This is a genomic window from Pseudoalteromonas sp. GW168-MNA-CIBAN-0100 (assembly GCF_040309225.1).
GTDB classification, from domain to species: Bacteria; Pseudomonadota; Gammaproteobacteria; order Enterobacterales; family Alteromonadaceae; genus Pseudoalteromonas; species Pseudoalteromonas arctica.
Genome location: NZ_JBEOOL010000042.1, coordinates 1 through 26,414 on the forward strand (window position 1 = coordinate 1; position 26,414 = coordinate 26,414).

Annotated in this window: 15 protein-coding genes and 1 tRNA gene; 15 read left to right on the plus strand and 1 reads right to left on the minus strand. The window is 38.6% G+C overall.

Going from position 1 to position 26,414, the window contains the following annotated elements:
* The first annotated feature begins 1 nt into the window (after nucleotide 1).
* From AAEY62_RS18730 to AAEY62_RS18740, 3 genes are all read left to right on the plus strand, one after another.
* A tRNA-Glu gene (locus AAEY62_RS18730) sits at nucleotides 2-71 on the plus strand.
* A 371-nt stretch (nucleotides 72-442) separates the two neighbouring features.
* The gene (locus tag AAEY62_RS18735; RefSeq protein WP_024591535.1) at nucleotides 443-3,310 is read left to right on the plus strand and encodes a M16 family metallopeptidase; all 2,868 of its coding nucleotides are present in this window, start codon (nucleotides 443-445) and stop codon (nucleotides 3,308-3,310) included.
* Nucleotides 3,311-3,560: 250 nt separating this feature from the next.
* Nucleotides 3,561-3,827, plus strand: coding sequence for a DksA/TraR family C4-type zinc finger protein (locus tag AAEY62_RS18740; protein ID WP_024591534.1), 267 nt, complete (start codon nucleotides 3,561-3,563; stop codon nucleotides 3,825-3,827).
* A 283-nt stretch (nucleotides 3,828-4,110) separates the two neighbouring features.
* On the opposite strand, the gene gloA is transcribed toward AAEY62_RS18740, so the two are convergent.
* Nucleotides 4,111-4,512 (minus strand): lactoylglutathione lyase, encoded by a 402-nt coding sequence (gene gloA, locus AAEY62_RS18745; protein WP_024591533.1) that lies wholly within the window; start codon nucleotides 4,510-4,512, stop codon nucleotides 4,111-4,113.
* 647 nt (nucleotides 4,513-5,159) lie between these two features.
* Between gloA and AAEY62_RS18750 the strand changes: the two genes are divergently transcribed.
* From AAEY62_RS18750 to AAEY62_RS18805, 12 genes are all read left to right on the plus strand, one after another.
* Entirely contained in the window at nucleotides 5,160-6,038 is an 879-nt protein-coding gene (locus tag AAEY62_RS18750; protein ID WP_007585320.1) for an NAD(P)-dependent oxidoreductase, read from the plus strand.
* Nucleotides 6,039-6,186: 148 nt separating this feature from the next.
* Nucleotides 6,187-8,445 carry a polysaccharide lyase 6 family protein gene (locus AAEY62_RS18755; protein WP_024591532.1) on the plus strand — a complete coding sequence of 753 codons (2,259 nt, stop codon included), beginning with the start codon at nucleotides 6,187-6,189 and terminating at the stop codon, nucleotides 8,443-8,445.
* A gap of 5 nt (nucleotides 8,446-8,450) precedes the next feature.
* A complete protein-coding gene (locus tag AAEY62_RS18760; protein ID WP_024591531.1) occupies nucleotides 8,451-10,661 on the plus strand; it encodes a heparinase II/III domain-containing protein in 2,211 nt (736 codons plus the stop codon).
* Between the two features lie 5 nt (nucleotides 10,662-10,666).
* On the plus strand, nucleotides 10,667-11,011 hold the full coding sequence (locus AAEY62_RS18765) for a cupin domain-containing protein (protein WP_002962963.1): 345 nt from the start codon (nucleotides 10,667-10,669) through the stop codon (nucleotides 11,009-11,011).
* 2 nt (nucleotides 11,012-11,013) lie between these two features.
* A complete protein-coding gene (locus tag AAEY62_RS18770) occupies nucleotides 11,014-12,321 on the plus strand; it encodes an MFS transporter (protein ID WP_007585328.1) in 1,308 nt (435 codons plus the stop codon).
* A gap of 74 nt (nucleotides 12,322-12,395) precedes the next feature.
* The gene (locus AAEY62_RS18775) at nucleotides 12,396-13,328 is read left to right on the plus strand and encodes a sugar kinase (RefSeq protein WP_101163380.1); all 933 of its coding nucleotides are present in this window, start codon (nucleotides 12,396-12,398) and stop codon (nucleotides 13,326-13,328) included.
* A 229-nt stretch (nucleotides 13,329-13,557) separates the two neighbouring features.
* A complete protein-coding gene (eda, locus tag AAEY62_RS18780; RefSeq protein WP_007585331.1) occupies nucleotides 13,558-14,175 on the plus strand; it encodes a bifunctional 4-hydroxy-2-oxoglutarate aldolase/2-dehydro-3-deoxy-phosphogluconate aldolase in 618 nt (205 codons plus the stop codon).
* Between the two features lie 14 nt (nucleotides 14,176-14,189).
* Nucleotides 14,190-15,272 (plus strand): class II fructose-bisphosphate aldolase, encoded by a 1,083-nt coding sequence (gene fbaA / locus AAEY62_RS18785; protein WP_024591529.1) that lies wholly within the window; start codon nucleotides 14,190-14,192, stop codon nucleotides 15,270-15,272.
* Nucleotides 15,269-16,231 carry a class 1 fructose-bisphosphatase gene (locus tag AAEY62_RS18790; protein WP_010555334.1) on the plus strand — a complete coding sequence of 321 codons (963 nt, stop codon included), beginning with the start codon at nucleotides 15,269-15,271 and terminating at the stop codon, nucleotides 16,229-16,231. Before fbaA ends, AAEY62_RS18790 begins: the two co-directional genes overlap by 4 nt.
* A 462-nt stretch (nucleotides 16,232-16,693) precedes the next feature.
* Nucleotides 16,694-19,426, plus strand: coding sequence for a poly(beta-D-mannuronate) lyase (locus tag AAEY62_RS18795; RefSeq protein ID WP_350635769.1), 2,733 nt, complete (start codon nucleotides 16,694-16,696; stop codon nucleotides 19,424-19,426).
* 325 nt (nucleotides 19,427-19,751) lie between these two features.
* A complete protein-coding gene (locus AAEY62_RS18800) occupies nucleotides 19,752-22,784 on the plus strand; it encodes a TonB-dependent receptor (RefSeq protein WP_350635771.1) in 3,033 nt (1,010 codons plus the stop codon).
* A 523-nt stretch (nucleotides 22,785-23,307) separates the two neighbouring features.
* Nucleotides 23,308-26,271, plus strand: coding sequence for a TonB-dependent receptor (locus tag AAEY62_RS18805; RefSeq protein ID WP_197237040.1), 2,964 nt, complete (start codon nucleotides 23,308-23,310; stop codon nucleotides 26,269-26,271).
* Nucleotides 26,272-26,414: the final 143 nt, after the last annotated feature.

Sequence of the window (26,414 nt, forward strand, 5' to 3'; positions counted from 1 at the left end):
CATCGTCTAGAGGCCTAGGACACCGCCCTTTCACGGCGGTAACAGGGGTTCGAATCCCCTTGGGGACGCCACTTACTATTTATAGTATTGTATTAAGCAGTGCGACACCGCACTCTCTATGCACGACGTTATCAAGAGTACTAATCTCTTGGGGACGCCACTTACTATTTTAAGTATTGTATAAAGCAGTGTTACATAACACTCTATATGCACGATGTTATTAAGAGTATCAATCTCTTAGCTATGTCATTTACTACTTAGATAGGGAAGTGCAGTGTTATTAGAATAAAACCACAAATTAATACCCTCATTTTACACTTCATTTTTATATCAATCTATTTACACTTTGTTACAAAACCAAACCCATAATCGCTCCATATTCCTTGTTGTACTTTTAATTAGTCTTTAAACTCATTGAGTTAATTTAAATATGGACTAAAAAATGAAACTCACAAAAATTGCACTTGCTGTTTTACTTGCATCAGGGTTGGCTGCATGTAATAGCTCAACTCAAGCTGTTGATAAAAATATTGTTACAGAAACATCAATTCCTGGCGTTACACTTATTGAATCAGTGAAATCTAATGCAGGTGAAATCAACATACCGTATAAAAAATATAAACTAGATAACGGTTTAACTGTAATTGTGCATGAGGATCATTCAGATCCCTTAGTACACGTTGATGTAACATACCACGTTGGTTCTGCTCGCGAAGAGTTGGGTAAGTCAGGCTTTGCTCACTTTTTTGAGCATATGATGTTTCAAGGTTCAGAGAATGTTGCTGATGAGGAACATTTTAAAATAATATCTGAAGCAGGCGGTACTTTAAATGGTACAACTAACTCAGATAGAACAAATTATTTTGAAACAGTACCTGTAAATCAATTAGAAAAAATGTTGTGGCTAGAAGCTGATCGAATGGGCTTTTTACTCGATGCTGTAACCCAAGAAAAATTTGAAGTACAACGCGAAACAGTAAAAAATGAGCGCGGCCAACGTGTTGATAATCGCCCTTATGGTCGTTTAGGTGAACGTGTTGCTCAAGCGATGTATCCAGATGGTCATCCATATTCATGGCCAGTAATTGGTTTTATGGACGATCTTAATCGCGTAAATGTAAATGATTTAAAAGCATTCTTTTTAAAGTGGTATGGTCCTAATAATGCAACGCTTACTATTGGTGGCGATATCAACGCTAATGAAATACTGCCATTAGTTACTAAATACTTTGCACCAATTCCAAAAGGCCCTGAAATCCCTACAGTAGAAAAAACAGCTGTAACACTAGATGCTGATAGATATATTTCAATGGAAGATAAGGTACATTTACCTTTATTAAGTATGAGTTTCCCAACTACTTACGCTCGCTCTGAAGATGAAGCACCTCTTGATATACTTGCTGAAATATTGGGTGGTGGTAATAATTCACTACTATACAAAAACTTAGTTAAAACTCAACTTGCTGTTCAAGCAAGTGCAAATCATCCATGCCAAGAGTTAGCGTGTTCAATTAGTCTTTATGCTTTACCAAATCCTACAGCAGGGAAAACGTTAGCTGATATGGAAAAAATCATTCGTGATTCATTTGTTGAATTTGAAGAGCGTGGCGTTACACAAGATGATTTAGATAAAGTAAAAGCTAAAATAGAATCGGGTGCAATTTTTGGTCTGCAAAGCGTATCAGGAAAAGTCTCTCAACTAGCCGCGTCAGAAACGTTTACAGGTAACCCAAATTCAGCTAAAGATGAGATTGCACGTTATAACAAAGTTACAAAAGCTGATGTTATGCGTGTTTTTAATCAATATATCAAAGGTAAATCTGCCGTTATTATGAGTGTTGTACCAGAAGGGCAAACTCAACTTATAGCTGCTCCAGACAACTTTACGCCTAAATCGCATGATTTTGGAGGTCCATCTACAACTTCAGCTGATGATTTAGTGGCACGAAGAGCTGTTGATACATTTGATCGAAGTGCTCATCCAGAGGCCGGCGCAAATCCTGCTGTTGATGTTCCTACTCTTTGGCAAACTAAGACCGAAAACGGTATTAAAATATTAGGTACTCAAAGTACAGAAACGCCAACTACCGCTATTTTCATTAAAGTTCCGGGTGGCCTGTACAGTGAGCAAGCTAGTAAAGTGGGTTTATCATCAATAACTGCATCGTTAATGAGCGAGTCAACGCAAAACTACACTACAGAGCAGATGAGTAACGCGCTTGAAAAACTAGGTAGCCAGGTAAGTATCTACTCAGATAAAACACATACAAATGTGTATGTTTCTAGCTTAACCAAGAATGTAGATGCAACGCTAAAGCTTGTCGAAGAAAAGTTATTTAAACCAGCATTTAATGCAGATGACTTTGAGCGTAATAAAAAGCAAATCATTCAAAATATTCAACATTCAATGAAGGATGCTGGGTATTTAGCATCTAATACATATAGTAAATTACTATATGGCAACAATATAGCTGCACTTCCAAGTACTGGAACGCTTAATAGTATAGAGGCTATTACACTTGCTGACGTTAAAGCTTTTTATAGCGCAAACTTTAAACCGCAGGGCGCTCAAGTAATTATTGTTTCTGATTTAAAAGAGTCAACAATTGAACCAAAAGTTAAAGCTACACTTACAAATTGGAAAGGTAAATCGAGCTTAGTAGCGGTTGATTTCAGTGAACCTAAAGTAGAAACTAATGTAATTTATTTGGTTGATAAACCAGACGCTCCTCAATCAGAAATTCGTATTGGTAAACGCGATATGGTTGAAGATATTACAGGTGAGTTCTTTAAAGCTAACTTGATGAACTTTGCACTTGGTGGCACGTTTAACAGCCGTATCAATTTAAATTTACGAGAAGATAAAGGCTACACTTACGGTGCTCGCTCTCGTTTCTGGGGTGATAAAACATCAGGTGGCTTTACCGCTTCTGCAGCGGTGAGAGCCGACTCTACTGCAGCGTCTATTACAGAGTTTACTAATGAGCTTAATAACTATGCTCAAAACGGTGTCACTGACGAAGAGCTTATGTTTATGCGTAAGGCTATCAATCAAAAAGATGCGCTTAAATACGAAACGCCTAATGCAAAACTTGGCTTTTTAGCACAAATATTAGAGTTCGATTTAAAACCTAGCTTTGTAAAAGAAAGAAATGAGATTGTTAGCAATATTAGCAAAGAAGAAGTTAACGCCTTAGCTAAAAAACACTTAAATACTAAAGACATGATTTATTTAGTAGTGGGTGATGCTAAAACACTTCGTCCAGAGCTCGAAAAATTGGGTATGAAAGTTGTTGACTACAGCCTTTAATATTTAAATAAATGATTAGAATTATAAAGCAGCTTTTTTAGTTGCTTTTTTTTTGCCTAATTGTAGAGTGTTGAATTTTTTGTGAAGTAGATTACAAAGAGCAGCTACAGCGTCTTTCCTTAAGATATAAAATATAGTTTCGTAGCTTAAGCCTTCAAATAACACCCCATTCCTAGCTCTTTTATTCAGTACTTATAAAGATTCGATTTGGTAGCATAAATTTAAACATCCAACTTTATTAGGAGGATTTATGGCAAGTGGATGGGCACGAGACGGTGCAATTCAAGATCAAATTGATGCGAGTGTTAATGACGCCGTACAGTATGCAAGAAGCAATTTAATATCTGGCGCAAGTGCAGAGCTATGTGATGAGTGCGATGAGAAAATCCCACAAGCACGAAGACTCGCGTTACCAGGAGTGCGCTACTGTGTTGCATGTCAAGCTGCAATAGAAGGTAATGATGCTAGCGCTAAATCGTTTAATAGACGTGGCAGTAAAGATAGTCAGTTGCGTTAAAAAGGTGCTGAAAAGCACCTTTTTACTTAATACCAATCTGCATAAATATTTGAACAATTTATAAAATTAAACCCCTCCATAGTTATACCAACCAGCATAAATCTTTGATCAATTTAACGAATTAAATTGCACTATAACGTCGTTAAAAATTTTTATTTAGAACAACTAGATACAAAAATTTTTGCCTAGTCCTAGCGTAATTTTCTTAACGTTAAATAGACCCCATATATAAGCAGATTGGCATTAAGCAAATTGTTATAACTTGAATTAGTTGGTAGGTAATTTAAAATTTACTCATGTCATCTTTTTTCTGAATTAGCTCAATTGCATAGCCATCAGGGTCTTTTACAAAAGCAATTTCAGTAGTGCCGCCTTTTACTGGTCCAGGTTCACGACTAACATTACCACCGGCTGCTCTAATATCAGCACAGGCCTTGTAAATATCATCAAACTCAATGGCAATATGACCATATCCATTACCCAGGTCGTAGCTATCTTCGTCCCAGTTATAAGTTAACTCTAATACTGTATTATCTGCTTCCTCGCCATATCCAATAAAAGCAAGAGTGTATCTGTATTCACTGTTATCAGCTCTGCGTAATTCTTTCATACCTAATACTTCAGTATAAAAAGCAATTGATTTGTCTAAATCCGCAACACGCAGCATAGTATGTAATAAACGCATTATTCAGTTCCTTTAGTGATTTTTCAAAGTTCAGTATATTTTTAACTAAGCGCTATTATTAGGCGCATTTTGTGGTTTTTATATGTATTAGCCATATATGTAGGCGTTACGTACAAATCACAACCTCAATACCATTTAGAGTTGGAAGCTGTTCACGTATGGTCTTTATAATTTTACCAATAACATCAACTGTAAATTACCAATTAATGAACTATTTTATTGAATTTTGCATATTTAAATAAAGAACACTCAATTATTGGTCAACCTATTAGTATAAAAAAAGTTACTGATTGTTCAACAAAAATTAACCTATGTCTGATTGGGTTTGTTATGTCTAACTATTTGTTTTTAATTGATATTAAATTTATTTGTATGTAATTTGTAAAAATACGGGATTTACTTGGTTAACTTATTGGTTGACAAAAAAGGCGTATGGTAATACAGTTTTTGCATACCAATTGGTAAGTTGCTTGGTTTGAGTGAATACAATGTATTGGTAATTAATCAGAGTTACGTTTTGCACAGGTTAATTTATAAATAACTCAAGCTTAAAGTTACTCTACAAATTGAAACAAAGACACAGCGTATTTTAAAGTAGATTTTACTTGTTCTTATAAAAGTATGCGCCACATATTTAGGAGTTATTCATGTCAAAACCAGTCATCGGTTTCATCGGCTTAGGCTTAATGGGCGGCAACATGGCCGAAAATTTACAAAACAAAGGCTATGAGCTAATTGTTATGGACCTTAGCAAAGATGCGGTTGCAGCATGTGTCGCTAGAGGCGCAAAAACAGCAAGCACTGCTAAAGAGCTAGCTGAAGGTTCAGATATTGTTATGTTTTGTCTTACAACTTCTGCCGTTGTAGAAAAAATCATTTATGCAGAAGACGGTATCCTAGCGGGTATTAAAGAAGGTGCAGTACTAGTTGATTTTGGTACTTCTATTCCATCATCTACTAAAAAAATTGGTGCTGATTTAGCAGCTAAAGGCGCAGGCATGATTGATGCTCCTCTTGGTCGTACACCAGCACATGCTAAAGACGGCCTTTTAAACATCATGGCTGCAGGCGATATTGATACATTCAATAAAGTTAAACCAGTACTAGAAGATCAAGGTGAAAACGTTTTCCATCTTGGCGAGCTAGGTGCAGGTCATACAACTAAGCTTATCAACAACTTCATGGGCATGACTACAGTATGTGCTATGTCACAAGCATTTGCAGTTGCAGAGCTTGCCGGTGTTGACCGTCAACAACTTTTTGACATTATGTCGACTGGTCCATCTAACTCACCGTTTATGCAATTTTGTAAAAACTATGCAGTTGATAATGTTAGCGACCTTGGTTTCTCGATTGCTAATGCAAACAAAGATTTAGGCTACTTCCTACAAATGGTAGAAGACCTAGGTACTGAATCAAAAATCGCTGAAGGTTCATCAGCTAACCTACAAGCAGCGTTTGACGCTGGTATGGGTCAAGGTAACGTTCCTGAAATTTTTGATTATTTCAAAAAGCTAGAAAAGTAATACTTCTCGACCTTATTGAGCGCTTTAAGCTTTTAGCTTAAGGCGCTTTAACACACATGACACCAATTGACTAAAGTCTTTGTGCAATGTCAGCTTTTTTAAATTCTGATGAAGCACTACTTTCAGTCACAACGAAAAAGAGTTAACTATGCGTTTGATTAACACAATAAAGCTTAGTCTAGTTCTCATCGGTTGCATATCCACACAAATAGCGGCCAAAGATTATTTTGTAGAAAGTAAACAAGCTTTTAATGATATCGCAGCTAATCTAGTTGCTGGCGACAAAGTAGTACTTAAAAATGGTACTTGGTCTGACTTCGAAATCCTACTTGAAGGCCAAGGTACAAAAAACTCTCCTATTTTATTGACCGCTGAAACTAACGGTAAAGTAATTTTATCGGGTCAATCGAACCTAAGACTTGCAGGTAAATACCTTGAAGCCTCAGGTTTAGTATTTAAAGACGGCTACACACCGAGCTCAGCTGTAATAGAGTTTCGTAAAAATAAAAATGAATTAGCCTACAATTCACGAGTTACTCAAACAGTAATCGATAATTACAGTAATCCAGACAAACGAGAGTCTGATTATTGGGTTGCATTATATGGACAACATAACCGCTTTGATCATAGCCATTTAGTTGGCAAACGAAATAAAGGTGTGACAGTTGCTGTTCGTTTAAACACTCAAGCAAGTCAGGAAAACTATCACCGCATAGACAACAACTATTTTGGCTACCGTCCAACTTTTGGTTCAAACGGTGGTGAAACCCTGCGTATTGGCACCAGCCATTACTCATTAACTGATTCGCATACATTGGTAGAAAATAACTATTTTGAACGCACCAATGGTGAAGTAGAAATTGTGTCGGTTAAGTCAGGTAAAAACATCCTTCGTAATAACGTATTTTATGAAGCGCGCGGTACATTAACGCTGCGCCATGGTAACGGTAACCTTATAGAAGAAAATATTTTTATTGGTAATGGTGTTGACCACACAGGTGGTATTCGCGTTATCAATAAAGACCAAATTGTAAGAAATAACTACCTACAAGGTCTAACAGGGTATCGTTTTGGCAGTGGTTTTACTGTGATGAACGGCGTACCAAATTCATCTATAAATCGTTATCACCAAGTTGAAAATGCGACAATTGAAAACAACACATTTATAAATGTGCGTCATATTCAACTTGCCGCTGGTAGCGATGCTGAGCGTAGCGCTGCACCTAAAGATAGCGTAATGAAAAACAACTTAATCATAAATCAAGATGGTGAACAGCCATTTACAACATTTGATGATGTAAGCGGGCTGGTACTAAGTAACAACATTGCTGATACAAAAGTACTTTCTGAGCTAACGTACGGTGTAAAAAAAGAAAAAATCACGCTTAAAAAAGCAAGTAATGGTCTACTTTACCCAACATCTAAAAGTTTAAATGTAGGTGCAAAGCGCGATTTAAAAGTACTTAAAAAAGAAGATACCGGTGTTAGCTGGTATGCAAAAGTACCTGCTTTAGTTGATTTTGATTCTGGTAAGACACATTCTGTTAAAGCTGATGTAAGTGCATTACTAGACGCTATTGATAATGCCGAGTCGGGCGATGTTCTAGAACTAGCGCCTGGCCAGTATGATGTTTCTAAACTGGTTAAAATTGATAAAACGTTGACAATTAAAGCAAAGCAGAACACAAAGTCTAAACTTACTTTTCAACGCTCTACCTTGTTTGAAATACATGATGGCGGCAGCTTAAAACTAGATGGTTTATCTATTTCAGGTGAAAACGCGCCAGATGCAATAGGTAACAGCATTGTTCGTACGCAAAAATGGGGTATGGTTGATAATTACCGCTTTGTAATGACCAACTCAGAGTTAAATGCTTTAGATATTAATCATTCATTTCATTTCTTTATCACTGGTAAAGGTGCAATGGCTGACGAAATTATTATTACAGGTAATACCTTTAATACAGTAACAGGTGACATTTTACGTCTAAATACTGAAATTGAAGACTTAGGTGTTTATAACGCGGAATACGTTATTATAAATAATAATACATTTAATGATGTGCAAGGTGGTGTACTTAAGCTTTACCGTGGTGGTACTGATGAAAGTACATTTGGCCCTCATTTTGAAATGACAAATAACACGCTTAATAACGTTGGCCTTGGTAAGCGTAACAAAGAGCAAGCGAGCATTTATGTTCACGGTGTTCAGGTTACTAATATCAAAGATAATAAATTTGTTAAATCTGCTCCTATTGTTGTAGAGCACACAGTAGGCGAGCCTAAAACTGAAATCTCAGACAATACATTTGATGCAACCAAAGCACCAAGTGTTAAAGAGTTAAGAGTTAAAGGCCCACATACAGCAGTATTAAAAAATAACAACATTTTAAATAAGGCAGGGTAAATACTATGTACTTATTAAAATGCCAAACAGGTTTTAAAATAGCGGCTGTAGCAGCACTTACATTACTTACATCATTGGGTGCTCATGCAGCGCACCCAAACTTAGTAATTACTACTGATGACGTAAGTCATATGCGCCAAGCAATAGGCAGCGAAGGTAAATTTTCTACTGCGTTTGAGCTATTAAAAGCGCAAGTAGACGAACAAATAGCTCAACCAATTGCGGTACCTGTACCAAAAGATGGTGGTGGTGGTTATACACATGAACGCCACAAAAAAAATTATCAGCTTATGTATAACGCAGGCATCATTTATCAACTAAGCCAAGATGATAAATATGCAAATTACGTGCGTGATATGTTGCTTGAGTATGCAAAATTATACCCAACGCTTGGTCTGCATCCAAAACGTAAAATGGACTCGCAAAATCCAGGTAAGTTTTTTTGGCAAAGCCTAAATGAAGCAATGTGGCTTGTGTACACAATACAAGCTTATGATCTAATTCATGACTCGTTAAATGCCGATAACATTAAAACAATCGAGGATGACTTACTACGTCCTGTTTCGTTGTTCACATCAGTAGGCCAACCCTCTACATTTAATAAAGTACATAACCATGGAACATGGGCAACAGCGGGTGTTGGCATGGCAGGGTATGTATTAGGTGAACCTGAGTGGGTAGAAAAATCATTATACGATTTAGAAAAGTCGGGTAAAGGTGGCTTTATTAAGCAGCTAGAAATGCTGTTTTCACCACAAGGTTACTATAACGAAGGTCCTTACTATCAACGCTTTGCACTATTACCCTTTGTAACGTTTGCTAAAGCGATTGAAAACAACGAACCACAACGAAAAATCTTTGAATATCGTGATGGCATATTATTAAAAGCGATTGATACGACGATTCAACTTAGCTACAACGGTTTGTTTTTTCCAATTAACGATGCAATAAAAAGTAAAGGTATCGATACTATTGAGTTAGTTAATGGTGTAACTGCAGCGTATGGATTAACTAACGACGCAGGCTACCTTGATATTGCTAAGCAACAAGACCAAATAATTCTCTCTGGTGATGGACTAAAAGTAGCTCAAGCACTTGATAACAACATGGCAAAACCTTATTCGTTTAAATCTGTTGCCTTCGGCGATGGTAATGACGGTAAACAAGGTGCTCTAGTTGTAATGAGAACGCAGGTAGGTGGCGATCAAGCTCTACTATTTAAACCTGCTGCACAAGGCTTAGGTCACGGTCATTTTGATAAACTAACATGGCAGTTTTACGACCACGGTAATGAAATTGTATCTGATTATGGCGCAGCACGTTTTTTAAATGTAGAAGCTAAATACGGCGGTCGTTATTTACCTGAAAACGAAACTTACGCTAAACACACTGTTGCGCACAATACGGTAGTGGTTGACGAAACAACGCATTTTAATGCAAATGTTGAAGTAGGAAATAGTAATTACCCTACACTTAACTTTTTCGAAACGAATGAATACGGCACGGTTTCAAGCGGCGAAATAAGCACAGCTTATAAAGGCGTTGATCTTGAGCGTACGCTTGCACTTATTAACTTACCTGAACTACAAAGTACAGTTGCACTTGATATATTTGATGTTGCAGCAAATAAAGCACATCAGCTTGATTTGCCTTTGCATTATAAAGGTCAGCTTATAGATACCAGCTTTGAGCTAAAAGCGAATGCAACACAACTGTCTGCATTAGGTACTAAAAATGGCTACCAGCATCTATGGCTTAAAGCTCAAGCGCAACCTCAAAGTGGTTTAGCTAAAGTAACGTGGTTAAACGAAAATGGTCGCTTTTATACGCAAACGAGTTTGGTGAAAGGTGATGAGTCTTTCTTGTTTACTCAAATAGGCGCAAACGACCCTGATTTTAACTTACGCAACGAAAACGGTTTTATTCGTCGTGTTGAGGGTCAAAAGCATCATAAATTTATATCTGTATTAGAGCCTCACGGTGAATACAATCCAAGTAAAGAATATACGTTAGAAGCTGTTAGTAGAGTTACAAAGCTTGAATATAGTCAGCAGGGCGATTTAACACTTGTTGAACTTGATATTAAAGGCAAGTCATATTTAGTGGCTATTAATAAAGCACCAACCTCAGCTAAAAATACATTCAATTATCAAAATAAAGAGTTCACTTTAAATGGCCGATTAGGCGTTTATATGATGAACAATAATCAGGAGTAAATAGGATGCAAAAGCAAAGCGCAAACTTTTCATTTGGCAACGAGACTGAAATTGAAGATTTAGGAAATGGTCTAAAACGTCAAATGCTAGGTTACAACGAAGAGCTAATGGCTGTTAAAATTTGGTTTGAGAAAGGGGCTATTGGCTATAACCATGCTCACAGACATTCTCAAGTAACGTATGTTGTTGAAGGTGAATTTCACTTTAACATTGATGGCGTAACTAAAATCTTAAAACCGGGTGATAGCTGCTTAATCCCACCATTTGCTGATCATGGAGCTACCTGCCCAACAGGCGGAATCCTGATTGATACCTTTAGCCCAGCGCGTGAAGACTTTCTTGAGGATTAATTATGCAACTTAAAGGCTTACGTTGGTGGGTTATAGCGCTAATTGCGCTAGCTACCATTATTAACTATATCGACCGTCAAGCACTTAGCGTGCTTTGGCCTGATATTGTTGAAGATTTATTCCCTGATGAATCAGCATTAGAACGCAAACAAATATACGCTAATATTTCAATTGTGTTTGTATTTGCTTATGCATTTGGTCAGGCCATATTTGGTAAAATATTTGACTGGGTGGGAACACGCTTCGGTTTTGTTTTATCGATAGGTGTTTGGTCTATTGCAACCGTTGCCCATGCATTTGCACAAGGTGTACTTAGCCTTAGTATTTTTCGCGCAATCTTAGGTGTAGCCGAAGCTGGTAACTGGCCGGGCGCAGCTAAAGGTAATGCTGAATGGTTTCCTACTAAAGAGCGCGCCTTAGCACAGGGTATTTTTAACTCTGGCGCTGCTATCGGCGGTATTATTGCGATTCCTTTAATTGCATACTTAACTATCTACTTTAGCTGGCAAATGGTGTTTGTTTTTGTTGGTGTATTAGGTTTTCTTTGGTTAGTGCCTTGGTTAATTTTAGTTAAAGCGCCGCCTAGCTCTCACCCTTGGCTTACTGCCGAAGAACGTGAATATATCTTAACAGGTCAAAGACGTGTTGATGATAATGGCGATGTGACTGGCGAAGATGAAGAAGAATATAACCCGTCTACTGCTGAGTTACTCTCTCGCAAACAAAGCTGGGGTGTAATTATTGCCTCTGCTGCGATTGACCCTATTTGGTGGTTATTTGTTTTTTGGATACCTATTTACCTAAACGAAGTATACGGCATGGATGTTAAGTCTATTGGTATATACGGTTGGGTTCCTTATGTTGGCGCTATGTTTGGTGCATGGTTTGGTGGCTTACTGGCACAAAATCGACTTAAAGCCGGATGGAACACTGATAAAACACGTAAGTTAACTATTACGCTAGGCTGTTTAATTATGCTACCTGCGTTACTTGCAATGGCAAATCCAGGCGGACCAACGACAGCGGTACTAATTATGGCTGTTATTTTATTTGGTTTTCAAACTGCAATTGGTAATGTGCAAACACTACCAAGTGATTTGTTAGGCAAAAAAGCTGTAGGTACATTATCAGGTTTCTCTGGTATGGCGGCAAAACTTGGTGCTGTAGGCCTTACATCGCTTGTGCCTATTCTTACTGCTGATGGTAACTATACACCAGCATTTGTTATTGGTGCTTCTTTAGCCATTATAGCAATGGCCGCTGTTTGGATTTTAATTCCAAAAATAGAACCTCTTAAAAAGCCTCAATAATCTAGATAATAACTGCTATGCCAACATGTTTTGTATAAGCGCATAGCAGTTAACTACATAGGGTAACTTCCAAGATGAAAAATATTTACTTTATCGGTGAATGCATGGTCGAGCTTAGGGCTATGAGCGCGGCAACACTACACCAATCATTTGCAGGCGATGTTTATAATTCTGCAGTGTATTTAAAGCGTTGCTTCCCACAGGTTACTACTTCGGTTGTTACGGCTTTAGGTCAAGATAATTTAAGTAAAAAAATGCTAGAACGCTTTGAAAGTGAACAAATAAATACACAACTCGTATTTGCTCACGATACCAAAGTACCTGGCATGTATTACATAGAAACCGATGAGCATGGTGAGCGTAGCTTTATTTATTGGCGTAATGATTCTGCAGCTAAAAAGGTTGTTGATTTTTTAGATGCTGATGCACTCGAGCAGCTTAGCCAAGGTGATATGTTTTTCTTTTCAGGAATTTCATTAGCAATAATTGAAGAAAGTGCACGTGAGCATTTTTGGAAAGTTGTAGAGCAGCTCAAAGATGCTGGGGTTAAAATAGTTTTTGATCCTAACTACAGAGCGCGTTTGTGGAATAGTGTAGAGGAAACTAAAGAGCAATATCATTTAGCCTTTACGCTTGCAGATATTACCCTACCTGGCGTTGAAGATTTAACAACACTTTATGACGTTCATAGCGTAGAAGCGGTTGTTGAATATTTAAAACCTTACCAAATTGAAGAAATTGTTGTTAAAAATGGCCCTGAATCGGTAGTGACAAAAGAGGGCAATATTCTTCAAAGCCACACTATAATACCGGTAACAAATGTTGTAGATACGACATCCGCAGGCGATGCTTTTAACGGTGTTTACTTAGGTGCTCGTTTATCTGATAAACCAATTTCGAGTGCTGTACAACTTGCTGCAAAAGCCGCCGGTGCGGTTATACAACAGCCAGGCGCTATTGCTCCAAAAGATATATTTCAGCTAGCAATGGTTGAAGCTGGTACCTGATACCAATTTTATTAAAAACATGATCACCTTAGCGTATTAAATAACTCACTAACTACGTTAAAAATTATTTATATAGAACAACTATGTATCATAATTTTAGCCTTGTTATTGAGCTATTTTCTTGTCGCTATAATAGCTCATTAATTTAATGCAATTGGTATAACAAAATAATTAAACATTAAAGGCCGCCATACCTCGGCCGCATTACTTTTTATAAAGGAACAACGTTATGACTCGCTTTTCTGAACTTATGTCAGGACAAACACTGCTACCTATAATTCAAGCTGATACGCCAGAGCAAGGTGTTCAAATAGCGAAAGCTATGGCTAACGCTGGCCTTACTTTAGTTGAAGTAGTACTAAGAACAGAGGCTTCTTTAGAAGCATTAAAAGCTATTAAGGCACAAGTGCCAGAGCTAAAAGTCGGTGCGGGTACAGTCATAAATACTGACATTTTAGAGCAAGCACTTGAAGCGGGTTCTGACTTTATTGTAACGCCAGCGGTTTCTCCTGCGCTACTTACTGCTCTTGCTAAATGTAATGTGCCGGTACTTCCTGGTGTATCAAACACAGGTGATATTTTAATGGCACTTGAATATGGCTTTGAAGAGCAAAAATTATTCCCGGCTTCGCTTGCCGGAGGAGCACCTTTTGTATCAGCTGTGTCGTCAGTATTTAGAGCAGTCAGCTTTTGCCCTACAGGCGGCGTTAGCGAAAGTAACAAAATGGACTATCTTTCTTTAAATAATGTATTCGCCGTTGGCGGTACTTGGATAGCGAAAAAAGAGTGGGTTGAACAAGAAAATTGGCAAGCAATTACTGATTCTTGTATCCAGGCTTTAAAATAGAAAGGATTTCATAAATGAATTATTTAGCCCCAACAATACTGCCAGGCGTAATCGTTGGCGATGAAGTAAGTGCTGTGTATGAACATGCGCGTACTAATCAATATGCGTTGCCAGCGGTAAATGTTGTTAGTACAACATCTATAAATGCGACGCTAGAAGCTGCTAAAAAGAAAAACTCGCCCGTTATTATTCAGCTTTCTAATGGTGGAGCTCAATTTTTTTGTGGTAAAAGCTTATCTTTACCGGAGCAACAATCAGCAGTGCTTGGGGCGGTAAGTGCTGCAAGATATGTACATTCAGTGGCAGCACATTATGAAGTAGCAGTGATGCTTCATACTGATCACGCAGCTAAAAAGCTACTACCTTGGATTGATGGTTTGCTTGATGAAGGTGAAAGACACTTTGAACTGACTGGCAAACCACTGTTTAGCTCGCATATGATTGATTTGTCAGAAGAGCCTTTAGAAGAAAATATCGAAATTTGTGAACGTTACTTAACGCGTATGGCAAAAATAGGTATGACGCTTGAAATTGAGCTTGGCTGCACGGGCGGCGAAGAAGACGGTGTTGATAACTCACACCTAGACAGCTCTTCTTTATACACTCAGCCTGAAGATGTTGCATTTGCTTACGAACGTTTAAGTCGTATTAGCCCTAACTTTATAATTGCAGCGTCTTTTGGCAATGTTCACGGTGTATATAAGCCGGGTAACGTTGTTCTTACACCAACTATTTTAAAAGATTCACAAGCTTACGTATCAGAAAAATTTAATCTACCAAGCAACTCAATTAACTTTGTGTTTCATGGTGGTAGTGGTTCTGAGTACGATAAAATTGCAGAGTCTTTAACCTATGGTGTAGTTAAAATGAATATTGATACCGATACGCAGTGGGCGTGTTGGACAGGTATTTTAGACTACTACAAAGGTAACCAAGCATACCTACAAGAGCAAATTGGTAACCCTGATGGGGATGATAAGCCAAACAAAAAATATTATGACCCTCGCGTATGGTTGCGTCATTCAGAGCAAAGTATGGTTGCAAGACTAGAGCAATGCTTTGACGATCTAAATTGTGTAAATAGGTATAGCGCATGAAAAGACTAAATACAGTATTAAAAGAAGACGGTGTAGATACCGATCTTATTTTACTTATTCGCACAATTTTAGCGACCAGTAAAGAAATTGCTTTTCGAGTAAGCCAAGGTGAATTAGCCGGTGTTTTAGGTTCAACATTGAATGAAAACATCCAAGGTGAAGTTCAGAAAAAGCTAGATGTAATCGCAAACCAACTACTTAAAGACATCCTACTTGACGACAGCAGCGTACGATCAGTTGCATCAGAGGAAGAAGATCATGCGGTAGGTGGCCACCCTGAAGGTAAGTTTATTGTTGCTTTTGACCCACTAGATGGCTCTTCTAATATTGATGTTAATGGGCAAATAGGCACTATATTTACTATTTACTTAGCCCGTGATGATGTTGCCTTCGACAGCGACGAGCAATTTAGTCAGCCTGGTGTAAATCAAGTATGTGCAGGCTATGTGTTATACGGCCCTTCATCATTACTTGTAATGAGTACTGGCGGTCCAACGCGTTGTTATACATTAGACTCAACGCATGGCGGTTATCTACTGACAAATAAGCAGTTAAGTGTGCCAGAGCAGAGTCGTGAATTTGCCGTTAATATGGCTAACTACCGTTATTGGGACGAACCGACACAAGTGTATTTTGATAAATTGCTTTACACCTGTGAAAGCTTTGAAAAAAGCTCAATGCGTTGGAATGCAGCGATGGTAGGCGACGTTCATCGTATATTATGCCGAGGCGGGTTATTTTTGTATCCGCAAGATAAACGCAGTGGTAACGATAACGGAAAAATAAGACTGCTTTATGAGGCAAACCCGTTGGCACTTTTAGTTGAAAACGCAGGTGGTAAAGCAACCTCTAGAGGAACGCGTATTTTAGATATTGCGCCAACTAGCTTGCATCAACGTGTGCCTGTTGCTTTGGGCTCAAATGAGCCTGTAGAGTTTTATAATAACGCTATTTTATAAACCAGTACTTAATAAAAAAGGGGCAAAAAATAGCCCCTTTCTTTACCCTTATTTTTCATTCTCTCTGTAAATAATCCTTTTTATACAAACTCACTTCATTTCTTAATTTTTTTATAGTCTTCAAATAAGAATACTTCATATATATTAAATAAATCTGATTTACTTAACCCCATGTAAAACCAATTTTTTACTCTAAGGTTATGTATTTTCGCAGTAATTGTGCACGATTGAATTCAATTTTTGACCTGGGATAACAGTGCAGGGTTAACTTTATGTTTATTTATTGTTATTTAATTAGGTGGGTATAGTGGAAAAAGTTATTTTATTATGGTTATATTACCAAGTTGGTTAACAATTTATTTGCAATTTAAATGAATTTGGTAATAAACGCATGATTTATTTGGTAACACACACAATAGATAACCAAATATTAAAACCATAAATTTGGAGAATAGAGCCACCATGAAATTAAAACATTTTGCGCTATGCGCTATTGCAGCTGCAATAGTTGGTTGTGACACAAACTCAAACAACAATGACAACAACTTGGGCTCTATTGCTCTTAGTGGAACTGTTACAAGCGGACAAACATTAACAGCTGAAGTTAGTGACCCTGATGGTATCTCAGGTGACGTGACTTACTATTGGTATGCAGATGGTGAGGCAATTACAGGTGCAAATAGCGCTTCGTTTACACTGACTGACGATCAGATAGGGTTACCAATTACAGTTCAAGGGCTTTATACCGATGATGGCGGTATCAATGAATCGCATATTACAGCTCCAACCGCAGATGTTGCCGCAATCGCATTCCCTGCAAGTTTAACTATTACGGGCGACGCTCTAGTTGGTTCGCAACTAACAGCCAATGTAGCTGACGAAAATGGCTTTGATGGCGATACAGTAACTTATAAATGGTTTGCTGATGACATAGAGATTGCAGATGAAGCACTTTTAACGCTCACGTTAACAGACGCACAGTTTGGTACAGTTATAACAGTTAGTGCATCTTTTGAAGATAGCCGTGGGTTTAACGAGTCTGTGACTTCAACGGGTACAGAGGTTGTAGCACGAACAAACTCAGAAGGCGAAGTTACAATTAGTGGCACGCCAACCGTTGGTAATATATTAACAGCAGAAATTAATGATACCGACGGGGCAACAGGAGATATTACTTACCAATGGCTTGCTGACGCACAAGAGATAGATGGCGCAACACAAAGCACCTTTACAGTTGATGCATCACTTTTAGGTCAAAAGATAAGTGTTCAAGTTGCTTACACAGATGATAATGGATTTATCGAGGATAATACATCAGAGGAAACAATTGCTGTTTCTGCTGTTGCGGTTGACGAAGCCGGTAGCGTCGCCATTATGGGCGTAGCGCCTTATTTGACAAGTGGCGAGTTAACCGCTGAGATAACTGATAACAACGGTGTTGAAGAGGCAAACGTTACTTATACTTGGTCTGCTGATGGCGTTGAAGTAGCCGACAGTAATAGTAAAACATTTACACCTTCTGCTTACGCTGGCTCAATAATGTCGGTAAAAGCTACGTATACAGATAACGATGGTTTTGCGAGTGAGGTTACAAACTCACTTGATACATTAGTTTACACACAATTAGTTAGTAACCCTGAAGCACTCCTTGGTGCTTTAAGCGGCGGTTTAGCTGATGGTGATGTTATTGGCTTAAACACCGGTGTTTATGCTGATATGGACGCAGTTTTATTAACCAGTGCAGTAACGCTTCGCGCTGTAGAAGGTCAAACTCCTGTACTTAGCGGTGAAGTATGTGTGCATGTAGCTGCTGGAGTAGATGGCGCTGGATTAACAGGGCTTACCTTTAAGAATATAGATACTAAAGCGGGTGCATTTTGTGAAACCGAAGAAGGTGCTGTTATTTACTCAGAAGGGGATAACTTTACTTTTTCGCAAAACACGATGGATGGAGAAGAAGCTACACTCAATAACTCTGAATACCATTGGCTGATGATAAAAGGTCAAAGTGCGTTGGTTGAGCGAAATACATTCTCTAATCGAAATGTAGCAGAAAAAGGGTCTGTGATAAAAATATCATCATCAAGCTCTGATCACGTTATTCAATATAATTTATTTAGTGACAGTGATAATCCAAACTTTGGTCAATCAAGTTTATATTTAATCAATGCAGGTAGCACAACGGGTAGCGGTGCAGCTGATAACGCAAACTTTACTATTCAGTATAACCGCGTAGAAAACTTTGTAACAGGTCGTCGTTTAATGCGTGTACAAACTTCTGGTGCAACCATCAAAGGCAATACAATCGTGAATCCTAATGGTGGTATTTCACTAGAAGATGGTGGCTTCAACAGTGTTACAGATAACGTTATTATTCGAACTACCGATATTGCAAGCTCTGATGATCGCCCAGCGGGTATATTAATTACACCACTTGGTCACACCGTAAGTAACAACTACATTGCAGGTATTCGTTCTGGTAATAAAGAAGCGGGCGGTATTGTATTTACGGCAAATCCATTTTCGCAAGCTGACGGCGGTGTGCCAAACTCGGGTAACCAAGCTGTACTTGATGCGGCTGGCGACTTTACACTAAATGTAACAAATAATACAGTTTTGAATTCACAGCAACCTATTGTATTTAGTACAGAAATAGGCTCTAAAGCACCAACAAGTGATTGTGATGAGTTAACCGCAGCGAATGCGCCGGTACTATACGGCCTAACCAAAAATGCGTTTGTTATAAACTTTAATGGAAATTTAATTGCAAACGGTTTAGGCGATCAAACAGACGCAGATACAATAAACAGCAGTGCTACAACTCAAGGCCTATTTTACCCAAATACACTTGATAGTGACCATGCTTTTGAATATGACTGTGACTTAATTAATCATGATAGCTCGCTGCTAAGTAACAACTTTGGTTATATGGATAGTCGAGTATCAGGCGATGCAAGCGGTGACTGGGTTGAAATTAGAAAACTAAATGGTAATGGCGCATTCGATACTGATGGTGCAATTGACCAAGACCCAGCAACTAACGGTAAAGAAGTGCTTGAGTACGTTACAGCAGCAAGTACGTTATTAGAAACTGACCCTGCAGGCCTTCAGGCAGAGGCAGGTGCTAAAGGTCTTCATTATATTCAATCATCTGAAGTAGGTGTTGGATCTACATGGAAAATACAAAACGATTAAGTAACCAATTAATCAGTTAACTTTTAAAAGCCCCAAATTTGGGGCTTTTTTATTATTTATTAATAATCACCACACTTTTCTCAACCTACATTACCCATTTATAAACTAGTTTAGAGCGGTTTATATTCTAGTAAAAAACCTGCCTGACCTACTGGTAATGCCGCTAAGTTAAAATTGGTATACCTTATGGTAATATTAAAACGTCAAATTGGTTGATCATCGTGCTGCGTTTAAGTATATTAACGTCAAAGGTCACATAAAATATACATAAGCATAACAAGCTAACACACTAAAATCACACAACAACAACCAGCGGAGAATTCAAATGTCGTTGAAGTCACGAGATAACAATAATTCTACAACAGGGCAGTTTGCAATGCGCCCAGTTGCAAAATGGGTAAGAACAGCGATCATCGCAGGTATGGCAAGTTCTTGCGTATTTACAGCAAGCGCACAGGAAGATCAGGGAAAAGCGACAGAAGTTGAAGAAGACGTTGAAATAATTAGTGTTACAGGTACACGTAGAACGATTCAAGACCAAATAGCAATTAAACGTGAAGCAACAACGGTAGTTGATGGCCTGTCATCTGAAGATATTGGTGATTTACCAGCACTGTCTATCGGTGAAGCACTGGAATCAATTACAGGTGCTGCATCTCACCGTGAAAACGGTGGTGCAACAGAAATCACTATTCGTGGTCTTGGTCCATTTTTAAGTGCAACGCATATCAATGGTCGTGAAGCGACTAATGGTAGTGGTGACCGCTCAGTTAACTTTTCGCAGTTTCCGTCAGAACTTGTAAAAAAAGTAGCAATTTATAAAACGCAAGATGCGTCAATGATTGAAGGTGGTGTTGCAGGTGTTATTGCACTTGAAACTATAACTCCACTTGATTTTGGCAAGCAACGTGTATCAGCTGAAGTTAAATTAAACTACAACCCTGATGAAGGTAATGTAGATAACTCACTTCAAAGTGACGCGGGTTACCGTGGCACGTTTAGTTATGTTGACCAGTTTGAATTTGATAACGGCCAAGCCGTTGGTGTGTCTTTTGGCGTACAGCGCCAAGATATCAGCCAACCAGAAGCTGAATACAGAAGCTCTAGCCCATCAGGTTCTTCATTATGGGCGTGTTTAAACGATCCTAATAATACCAATGAAGGTTTTTATCGTAGCAGCGCAGGCGACTGTGAAGACCAAGTTAGTGGCAGTAGCAACCAAGGTTACGATACAGAAATTGATCCTGAAACAGGTAAAGCAGTAAGTGATGGTACTCCTTACGCTTGGACTGGCAGTAGCCGTAGTTACCGCCAAAACGAGACATCAGATGAACGTGATGCAATGTTTTTTGCACTGCAATACCAACCGTCAGCTGATTGGGATGTTAACTTTGACGCACAAATATCAGATAGAACACAACAAGAAGCACGCCACGATTTAATCTTTTTACAAAAACGTGCAACACCAGGCGTAACAGGTCCAACACTTGTTACTAATGATGTAGGCGGTATTTTGCACTGGGAAGGTGAAGAGCGCATTGAATCAGCGGGTGAGCAATTTTCTCGTGAAGAAAACTACCAAGGTTACGGCATAAATATAGAACATACAGTTACCGATAGATTAACTGTTGACTTAGATTTAGCGTATTCAAAAACTGAACGTGAAGAACTTCAAATATCTAACCGTGGTAGAACATCAGGTCGTAATTTCTTTTCTTGGGATATGGGCGATGAGATCCCTCATTTCACACTGACAGACTTTGACGTAACAGATATTTCAAACTTTACAGATAGCCTAAGAACACGACTTGACCGTGAAAATGTTCGTGAAAACGAAGTTATCTCAGCGCGACTAGATTTTGACTATACCTTAGATGGCAATGTTTTCACCAGTATTCAAGGTGGTATTAGAACATCTGAAATGACCTTCCTACAGTATGGTGGTAGCCAAGGTAACGGTTCAAGAAACGAATTTACACTAGACTCTGGTACTGAAGCGCTTGACGTATTACAAGGTTGTCAAATCGATTTCCCAGAATCAGGCTTTTTATCGAGTGTATCTGATGGCGATATCGTAACAAATGTTGATAGTGACGGTAACGTTGTAGATAGCGGTACAGGTTCATCATGGGCTACATACGACAACGTATGTTTCTCACAAGCTGTAGCTGGTTCTAACGCTGATGGTGTGTTTGCTTACCCAGAAGTTGAATATGAAAATGCAGGTACAATTGATGTAACAGAAAAAACAACATCAGTGTACTTAATGGCGAATTACGATACTGAAATGTTTGGTAAATTCATTCGCGGTAACTTTGGTCTTCGTATTGTAGACACAGAAGTAACTTCGATTGGCTTTAGAAATAGCTTTGACGTAGTAACAAGCGACACAGGTGTACTTTCTCTGGTTGAATCTGATAATGGTTCATTGGATAAAATAAAAAGCGGTGGTGACTACACGAAGTATTTACCAAGTTTTAACCTAGTTATTGACTACAGTGAAGATATTTTATTCCGTGCAGGTATATACCGTGGTATGTCACGCGCAGATCCATCTGATTTAGGTTACAGCCGTACATTCCAAGAAGATACAGAAGGTACAGCAACATCAATTAGCGATTTATTAGTGGGTGTAAATGGTTCTGGTAACCCGGACACTCAACCGCTTATGTCGTGGAACTACGATGCTGCGTTTGAATGGTACCCTAACGAAGATTCAATCTTAGCGTTAAGCTTATACTACAAACAGTTCAACGGTGGTTTTCAACAACAAACAGTAATTGAAGATTTTACTGTTGCCGGTGAAACTGTTTCATTACCAATTACTAACTCTGTTACATCAGATGAAGACAGTGAAATATTAGGTCTTGAAGCCTCATTTTCTTACCGCTGGGATAACGGCATCGGTATGAAATTTGGTTACAACTATGCAGACACTGATTTTGAGTTCCAAGATAGCTTATACGGCGATACGTTTGAGACTGACGTAGATGGTAATACTACACAGTTAACTGACGGTATTATTGAGTCGGCTTCAGTACCTGGTTTCTCAAAGCATGTATTTAGCAGTCAGCTGTACTACCAAATTGGTGGATTTGATACTGCTGTTATTTACAAATATCGTAGTGAGTATTTCCAACCATATACTACAAATGGTACTCGACTTCGTTATGTTGATGGCGTAGGTGTGTGGGAAATGCGCGCATCATACAAAATTGATGAGCACTTTAGAGTTAAAGCAGAAGCAATTAACTTGTTCAGTGCACCTAAATCACAAGACTTCTTTGTTGAAGGTAACTTAGGTGAAGTGAATGACTACGGCCCACGTTTATTCTTAGGTTTGAGCTACAAGCTATAATAATAGTTAAACATTAAATCACATTAAAAAGGCGGTTTTACCGCCTTTTTTGATCCTCAAATTCTTCAATTTTATATTTTCGATAACATCAACAAACAGTACTTAAAAACTCACTCCTAAATTACGCTACTTGACTAAAAACAATTAAATTGGTTAACCAATAATGCTGTTTATTCAGCACGCCCAACATCATCGGTTTCTCCTGCCTAAATTATTTCATTTTTAAAACGATAACTATTCTAACCTTTGTTATTGACAGCCCTATTTCTAATAGAATTTAAAAACCATAAATAACATCAACTTAAAATGTAAGTTTTGCTTTTAACTTGAAATTTAGTTAGGTTTTTCTATTTTGGTAATAACATGTTGCATAATATTTGATCTAAATTCATTACCAAAAGGTTGACCTTTGTAGGTGTGGGTGTAAATATAAAGTTAAGGGTTTGTAATAATTAAGGGCTTTTAATAAAAACAATAAAGTAGCTGGTTAAACATAGCATTTCACACACACAGGAAAAAAACTATGAGTCACAAGTTATCTAAAATTACACTGGCAGTTATATCGGCAACCGCACTTGGTATGTCTTTGTCTACACAGGCGCAAGAAGCTCCAAAAAAAGCTGCAGACGATCTTGAGGTTATTGAGGTTTCAGGTATTCGACAATCGCTTACAAATGCGCTTGCACAAAAGCGTTCAGCAGATAGCCTTGTTGAGATTATTGAGGCTGTCGATATTGGTAAGCTACCAGATCAAAACCTCGCAGAAGTACTTGAAAATGTAACGGGGATTCAAATTACCCGTGAAGCAGGGGTAGGTACGGGTGTTCAAATTCGTGGTACCAATGCTAATCGTACAGAAGTGAACGGCGTATCAACAGTTGGCTCAGGGTCTGGACGAAGTGGCATTAGTTTTGAGGATGTATCAGCTGCAATCATCTCTGGTGTAGAAGTAATTAAGTCACCAGAAGCAAAAACAATCGAAGGCTCTGTGGGCGCAACAATAAACCTTAAAACAATTCGCCCGTTACAGTTAAATGAAACTCTAGGCTCAATTAGAGTCCAAGGTGAAGATAGTAGCTTATCAACAGATGGTGTGACTCCTAGGGTATCGGGTGCTTGGGGTGATAACTGGGAGCTTGATTCGGGCGGTAAGTTTGGTGTTGTATTTAGTGGTAGTTACAGTGAGCAAGACGTAACCGCATTTCGTCCTCGCGCAGATAGAGATAATTCGGTAGCCGCTGATAGTGGTGCTGCAAGTGCACAATCGTTTGATTTTCTACCAGTACAATTTTTAATTCAAGATTACGATAATTACGAATACGAGACAAAAAACTTCGCAGGTACATTTGAATATGCGCCAAACGACAATATGAAATTCTTTTTTGATGCAGTTGTTAATGATCAAGAGCGCCGCCAAGAAAGCTCAAGAGTACAAGCATCTGGCCTAAGTGATCTTAGAAATGTATCAATACCGAGTGAATTTAAAACAGTTAATTTTGGTTCACTTGACGGACAAAACCTGGGCAGCATACAGGCGGCCGTAAGAGGCGTGATTCCGGTTGAAGACGGTGGTGGCGATCCTAACTTACGTTTTTCTAGCGATACTAATTCACGCATCACAAAGAGCAAAATATTTAGAATAGGGGGCGAATGGCAAGGCGATAGATTATTTGCAAGTGTTGAAGCCTCAACCTCTCGTTCTGATTCAACTACACCAAGTTTTAATACAACGCTCAATTTTATAAATCCAAATGTCGCTACTAATTCGTCAAATGAAAACGGTACTCCTTTTGAGTATGATCTTACAGGTGATGCACTTACATTTGGCATTGCAACGGGGGAGGCAAACGCGCCAACAATGGCTCAATTACTCGACCCTGCAAATGTTGTTCTACGTGACGTAAACCAAGGGCAAGATGAGTCAGAAAATACAGAAGATGCGTTTCGTACAGATTTTACATATTACTTAGATGATGTAATAACGTCAGTCGATTTTGGTTACCGCTACAGTAAAACGAGTAGTGTGTCGGATCAAGTTCGCTCTAACGTTGGTTTAAGAAATATGGCTGATAGCCCAACGGGTGATTTATTTGCACAATTATTAACAGCGGGCCCAGATAACTTTAACGATGGTGATGGGCGAGCACTCTATATTCGTGATTTCTTACTTATAAACCCAGAGCTTGCATCCTCTGATCCACAAGCCGTATTAGCAGCGCTTAACCAAGCGATTGAAGCTAATAATGCAATAACGGGTTCTGATCGCGGTCCAATAAGTTCACCAACGTCTCAAGTAAATGCATTTTTTGATATTGAAGAAGAAACGCATGCCTTATACGCACAAGCTAATTTTGAGTATGGCATGTTTCGCGGTAACTTTGGCCTACGTTATTTAGAGACTGAAGTTACATCGCTAGGTAACTCTGTTACTCAAGATGGAAGTGGCAACGAACTGGTTACTCAGCTAACGTCAAAAGGTGATTACGATTTCTTTTTACCTCGATTCAATTTAGCCGCGAATGTAAGTGAAGATGTGATTGTTCGTTTAGGTTGGTCAAAAGATATTAGACGCCCAGATTTTGATGACCTATCTACATCTGTTACGTTTGGCACCAGCCCTAATAGTGCCGTTTCAATTGGTAATTCAGGCTTAGCACCAGAAGAAGTAACCTCTTTCGATATATCCACAGATTGGTATTTTGCACCCGCTGCTTTGTTAAGTGTGGGGTACTTTCATAAAACACGTAGCGATTTGCACGTTACACAGCAAGTTGACCCATTTGAAGACCCAAGCACAGGCTTTCGCGATACAAATGGTCCAGAGTGTGAAGGCGGCGGCATATTTAATCCAATTGCAGATATAAACGTGTTCGGCCCAGATGCTGGCGTAGGGTTATGTGTTCCTACGCAAACTACTATTAATGATTCTGGTGAAACAACACAGCAAGGTATTGAGCTTGCAGCTCAATACGACTTATCAAGTTTTGAAAAAGAGCTAGGTTGGGCATCAGGTTTTGGTGTGGTTGCTAACTATACCTATCAAGAATTTTCTGGTGGTGAATCATTTGACACTGCAACGAGTCGTGCAAATGCTGTTTTTGCATTAACAACCGGTAACCCGGATGCAGACATAAGTGCTAAGCAATCACTAATTGATCTGTCAGAAAACGCATATAACATTACATTTTATTATGAGAAATACGGTCTATCTGCTCGAGCGCGTTACACGTGGCGCGAAGGGTACCGTTCAACTGACTTTGGCAGCACCTCAAGCTTCCCATGGGGTTTCCCTGTTGTTCAAGAAGACAGAGGGCAGCTTAATGCCAGCATAAGTTATGATGTGAACGATCAGCTAAATATTGGTATTGAAGCCGTTAACTTAACTGAATCAGAAGTTAGCCAGTCTTGTGTTAACGAAGGTGCTTTACTTTGTTTCCAAGGTATTACAGACCGCCGTATTACATTTGGCGCTAGCTATAGATTTTAAAAGTTATAGTTAAATCGAGTCTATAAGTGTGTGTATTTAAAGACGTTAAAAGCAAGCCATCTGGCTTAATGCCGATCAGTTAAGAAATATTTAACGATCCATTGACCGATCTTCTGGTTAGTTTATAAAGGCTTCTGAATTTA

Excerpts from the sequence above, each read along its gene's own strand:
- AAEY62_RS18735 (WP_024591535.1), top strand. The coding sequence starts at position 443 with ATGAAACTCACAAAAATTGCACTTGCTGTTTTACTTGCATCAGGGTTG.
- AAEY62_RS18740 (WP_024591534.1), top strand. The coding sequence starts at position 3,561 with ATGGCAAGTGGATGGGCACGAGACGGTGCAATTCAAGATCAAATTGAT.
- gloA (WP_024591533.1), bottom strand. The coding sequence starts at position 4,512 with ATGCGTTTATTACATACTATGCTGCGTGTTGCGGATTTAGACAAATCA.
- AAEY62_RS18750 (WP_007585320.1), top strand. The coding sequence starts at position 5,160 with ATGTCAAAACCAGTCATCGGTTTCATCGGCTTAGGCTTAATGGGCGGC.
- AAEY62_RS18755 (WP_024591532.1), top strand. The coding sequence starts at position 6,187 with ATGCGTTTGATTAACACAATAAAGCTTAGTCTAGTTCTCATCGGTTGC.
- AAEY62_RS18760 (WP_024591531.1), top strand. The coding sequence starts at position 8,451 with ATGTACTTATTAAAATGCCAAACAGGTTTTAAAATAGCGGCTGTAGCA.
- AAEY62_RS18765 (WP_002962963.1), top strand. The coding sequence starts at position 10,667 with ATGCAAAAGCAAAGCGCAAACTTTTCATTTGGCAACGAGACTGAAATT.
- AAEY62_RS18770 (WP_007585328.1), top strand. The coding sequence starts at position 11,014 with ATGCAACTTAAAGGCTTACGTTGGTGGGTTATAGCGCTAATTGCGCTA.
- AAEY62_RS18775 (WP_101163380.1), top strand. The coding sequence starts at position 12,396 with ATGAAAAATATTTACTTTATCGGTGAATGCATGGTCGAGCTTAGGGCT.
- eda (WP_007585331.1), top strand. The coding sequence starts at position 13,558 with ATGACTCGCTTTTCTGAACTTATGTCAGGACAAACACTGCTACCTATA.
- fbaA (WP_024591529.1), top strand. The coding sequence starts at position 14,190 with ATGAATTATTTAGCCCCAACAATACTGCCAGGCGTAATCGTTGGCGAT.
- AAEY62_RS18790 (WP_010555334.1), top strand. The coding sequence starts at position 15,269 with ATGAAAAGACTAAATACAGTATTAAAAGAAGACGGTGTAGATACCGAT.
- AAEY62_RS18795 (WP_350635769.1), top strand. The coding sequence starts at position 16,694 with ATGAAATTAAAACATTTTGCGCTATGCGCTATTGCAGCTGCAATAGTT.
- AAEY62_RS18800 (WP_350635771.1), top strand. The coding sequence starts at position 19,752 with ATGTCGTTGAAGTCACGAGATAACAATAATTCTACAACAGGGCAGTTT.
- AAEY62_RS18805 (WP_197237040.1), top strand. The coding sequence starts at position 23,308 with ATGAGTCACAAGTTATCTAAAATTACACTGGCAGTTATATCGGCAACC.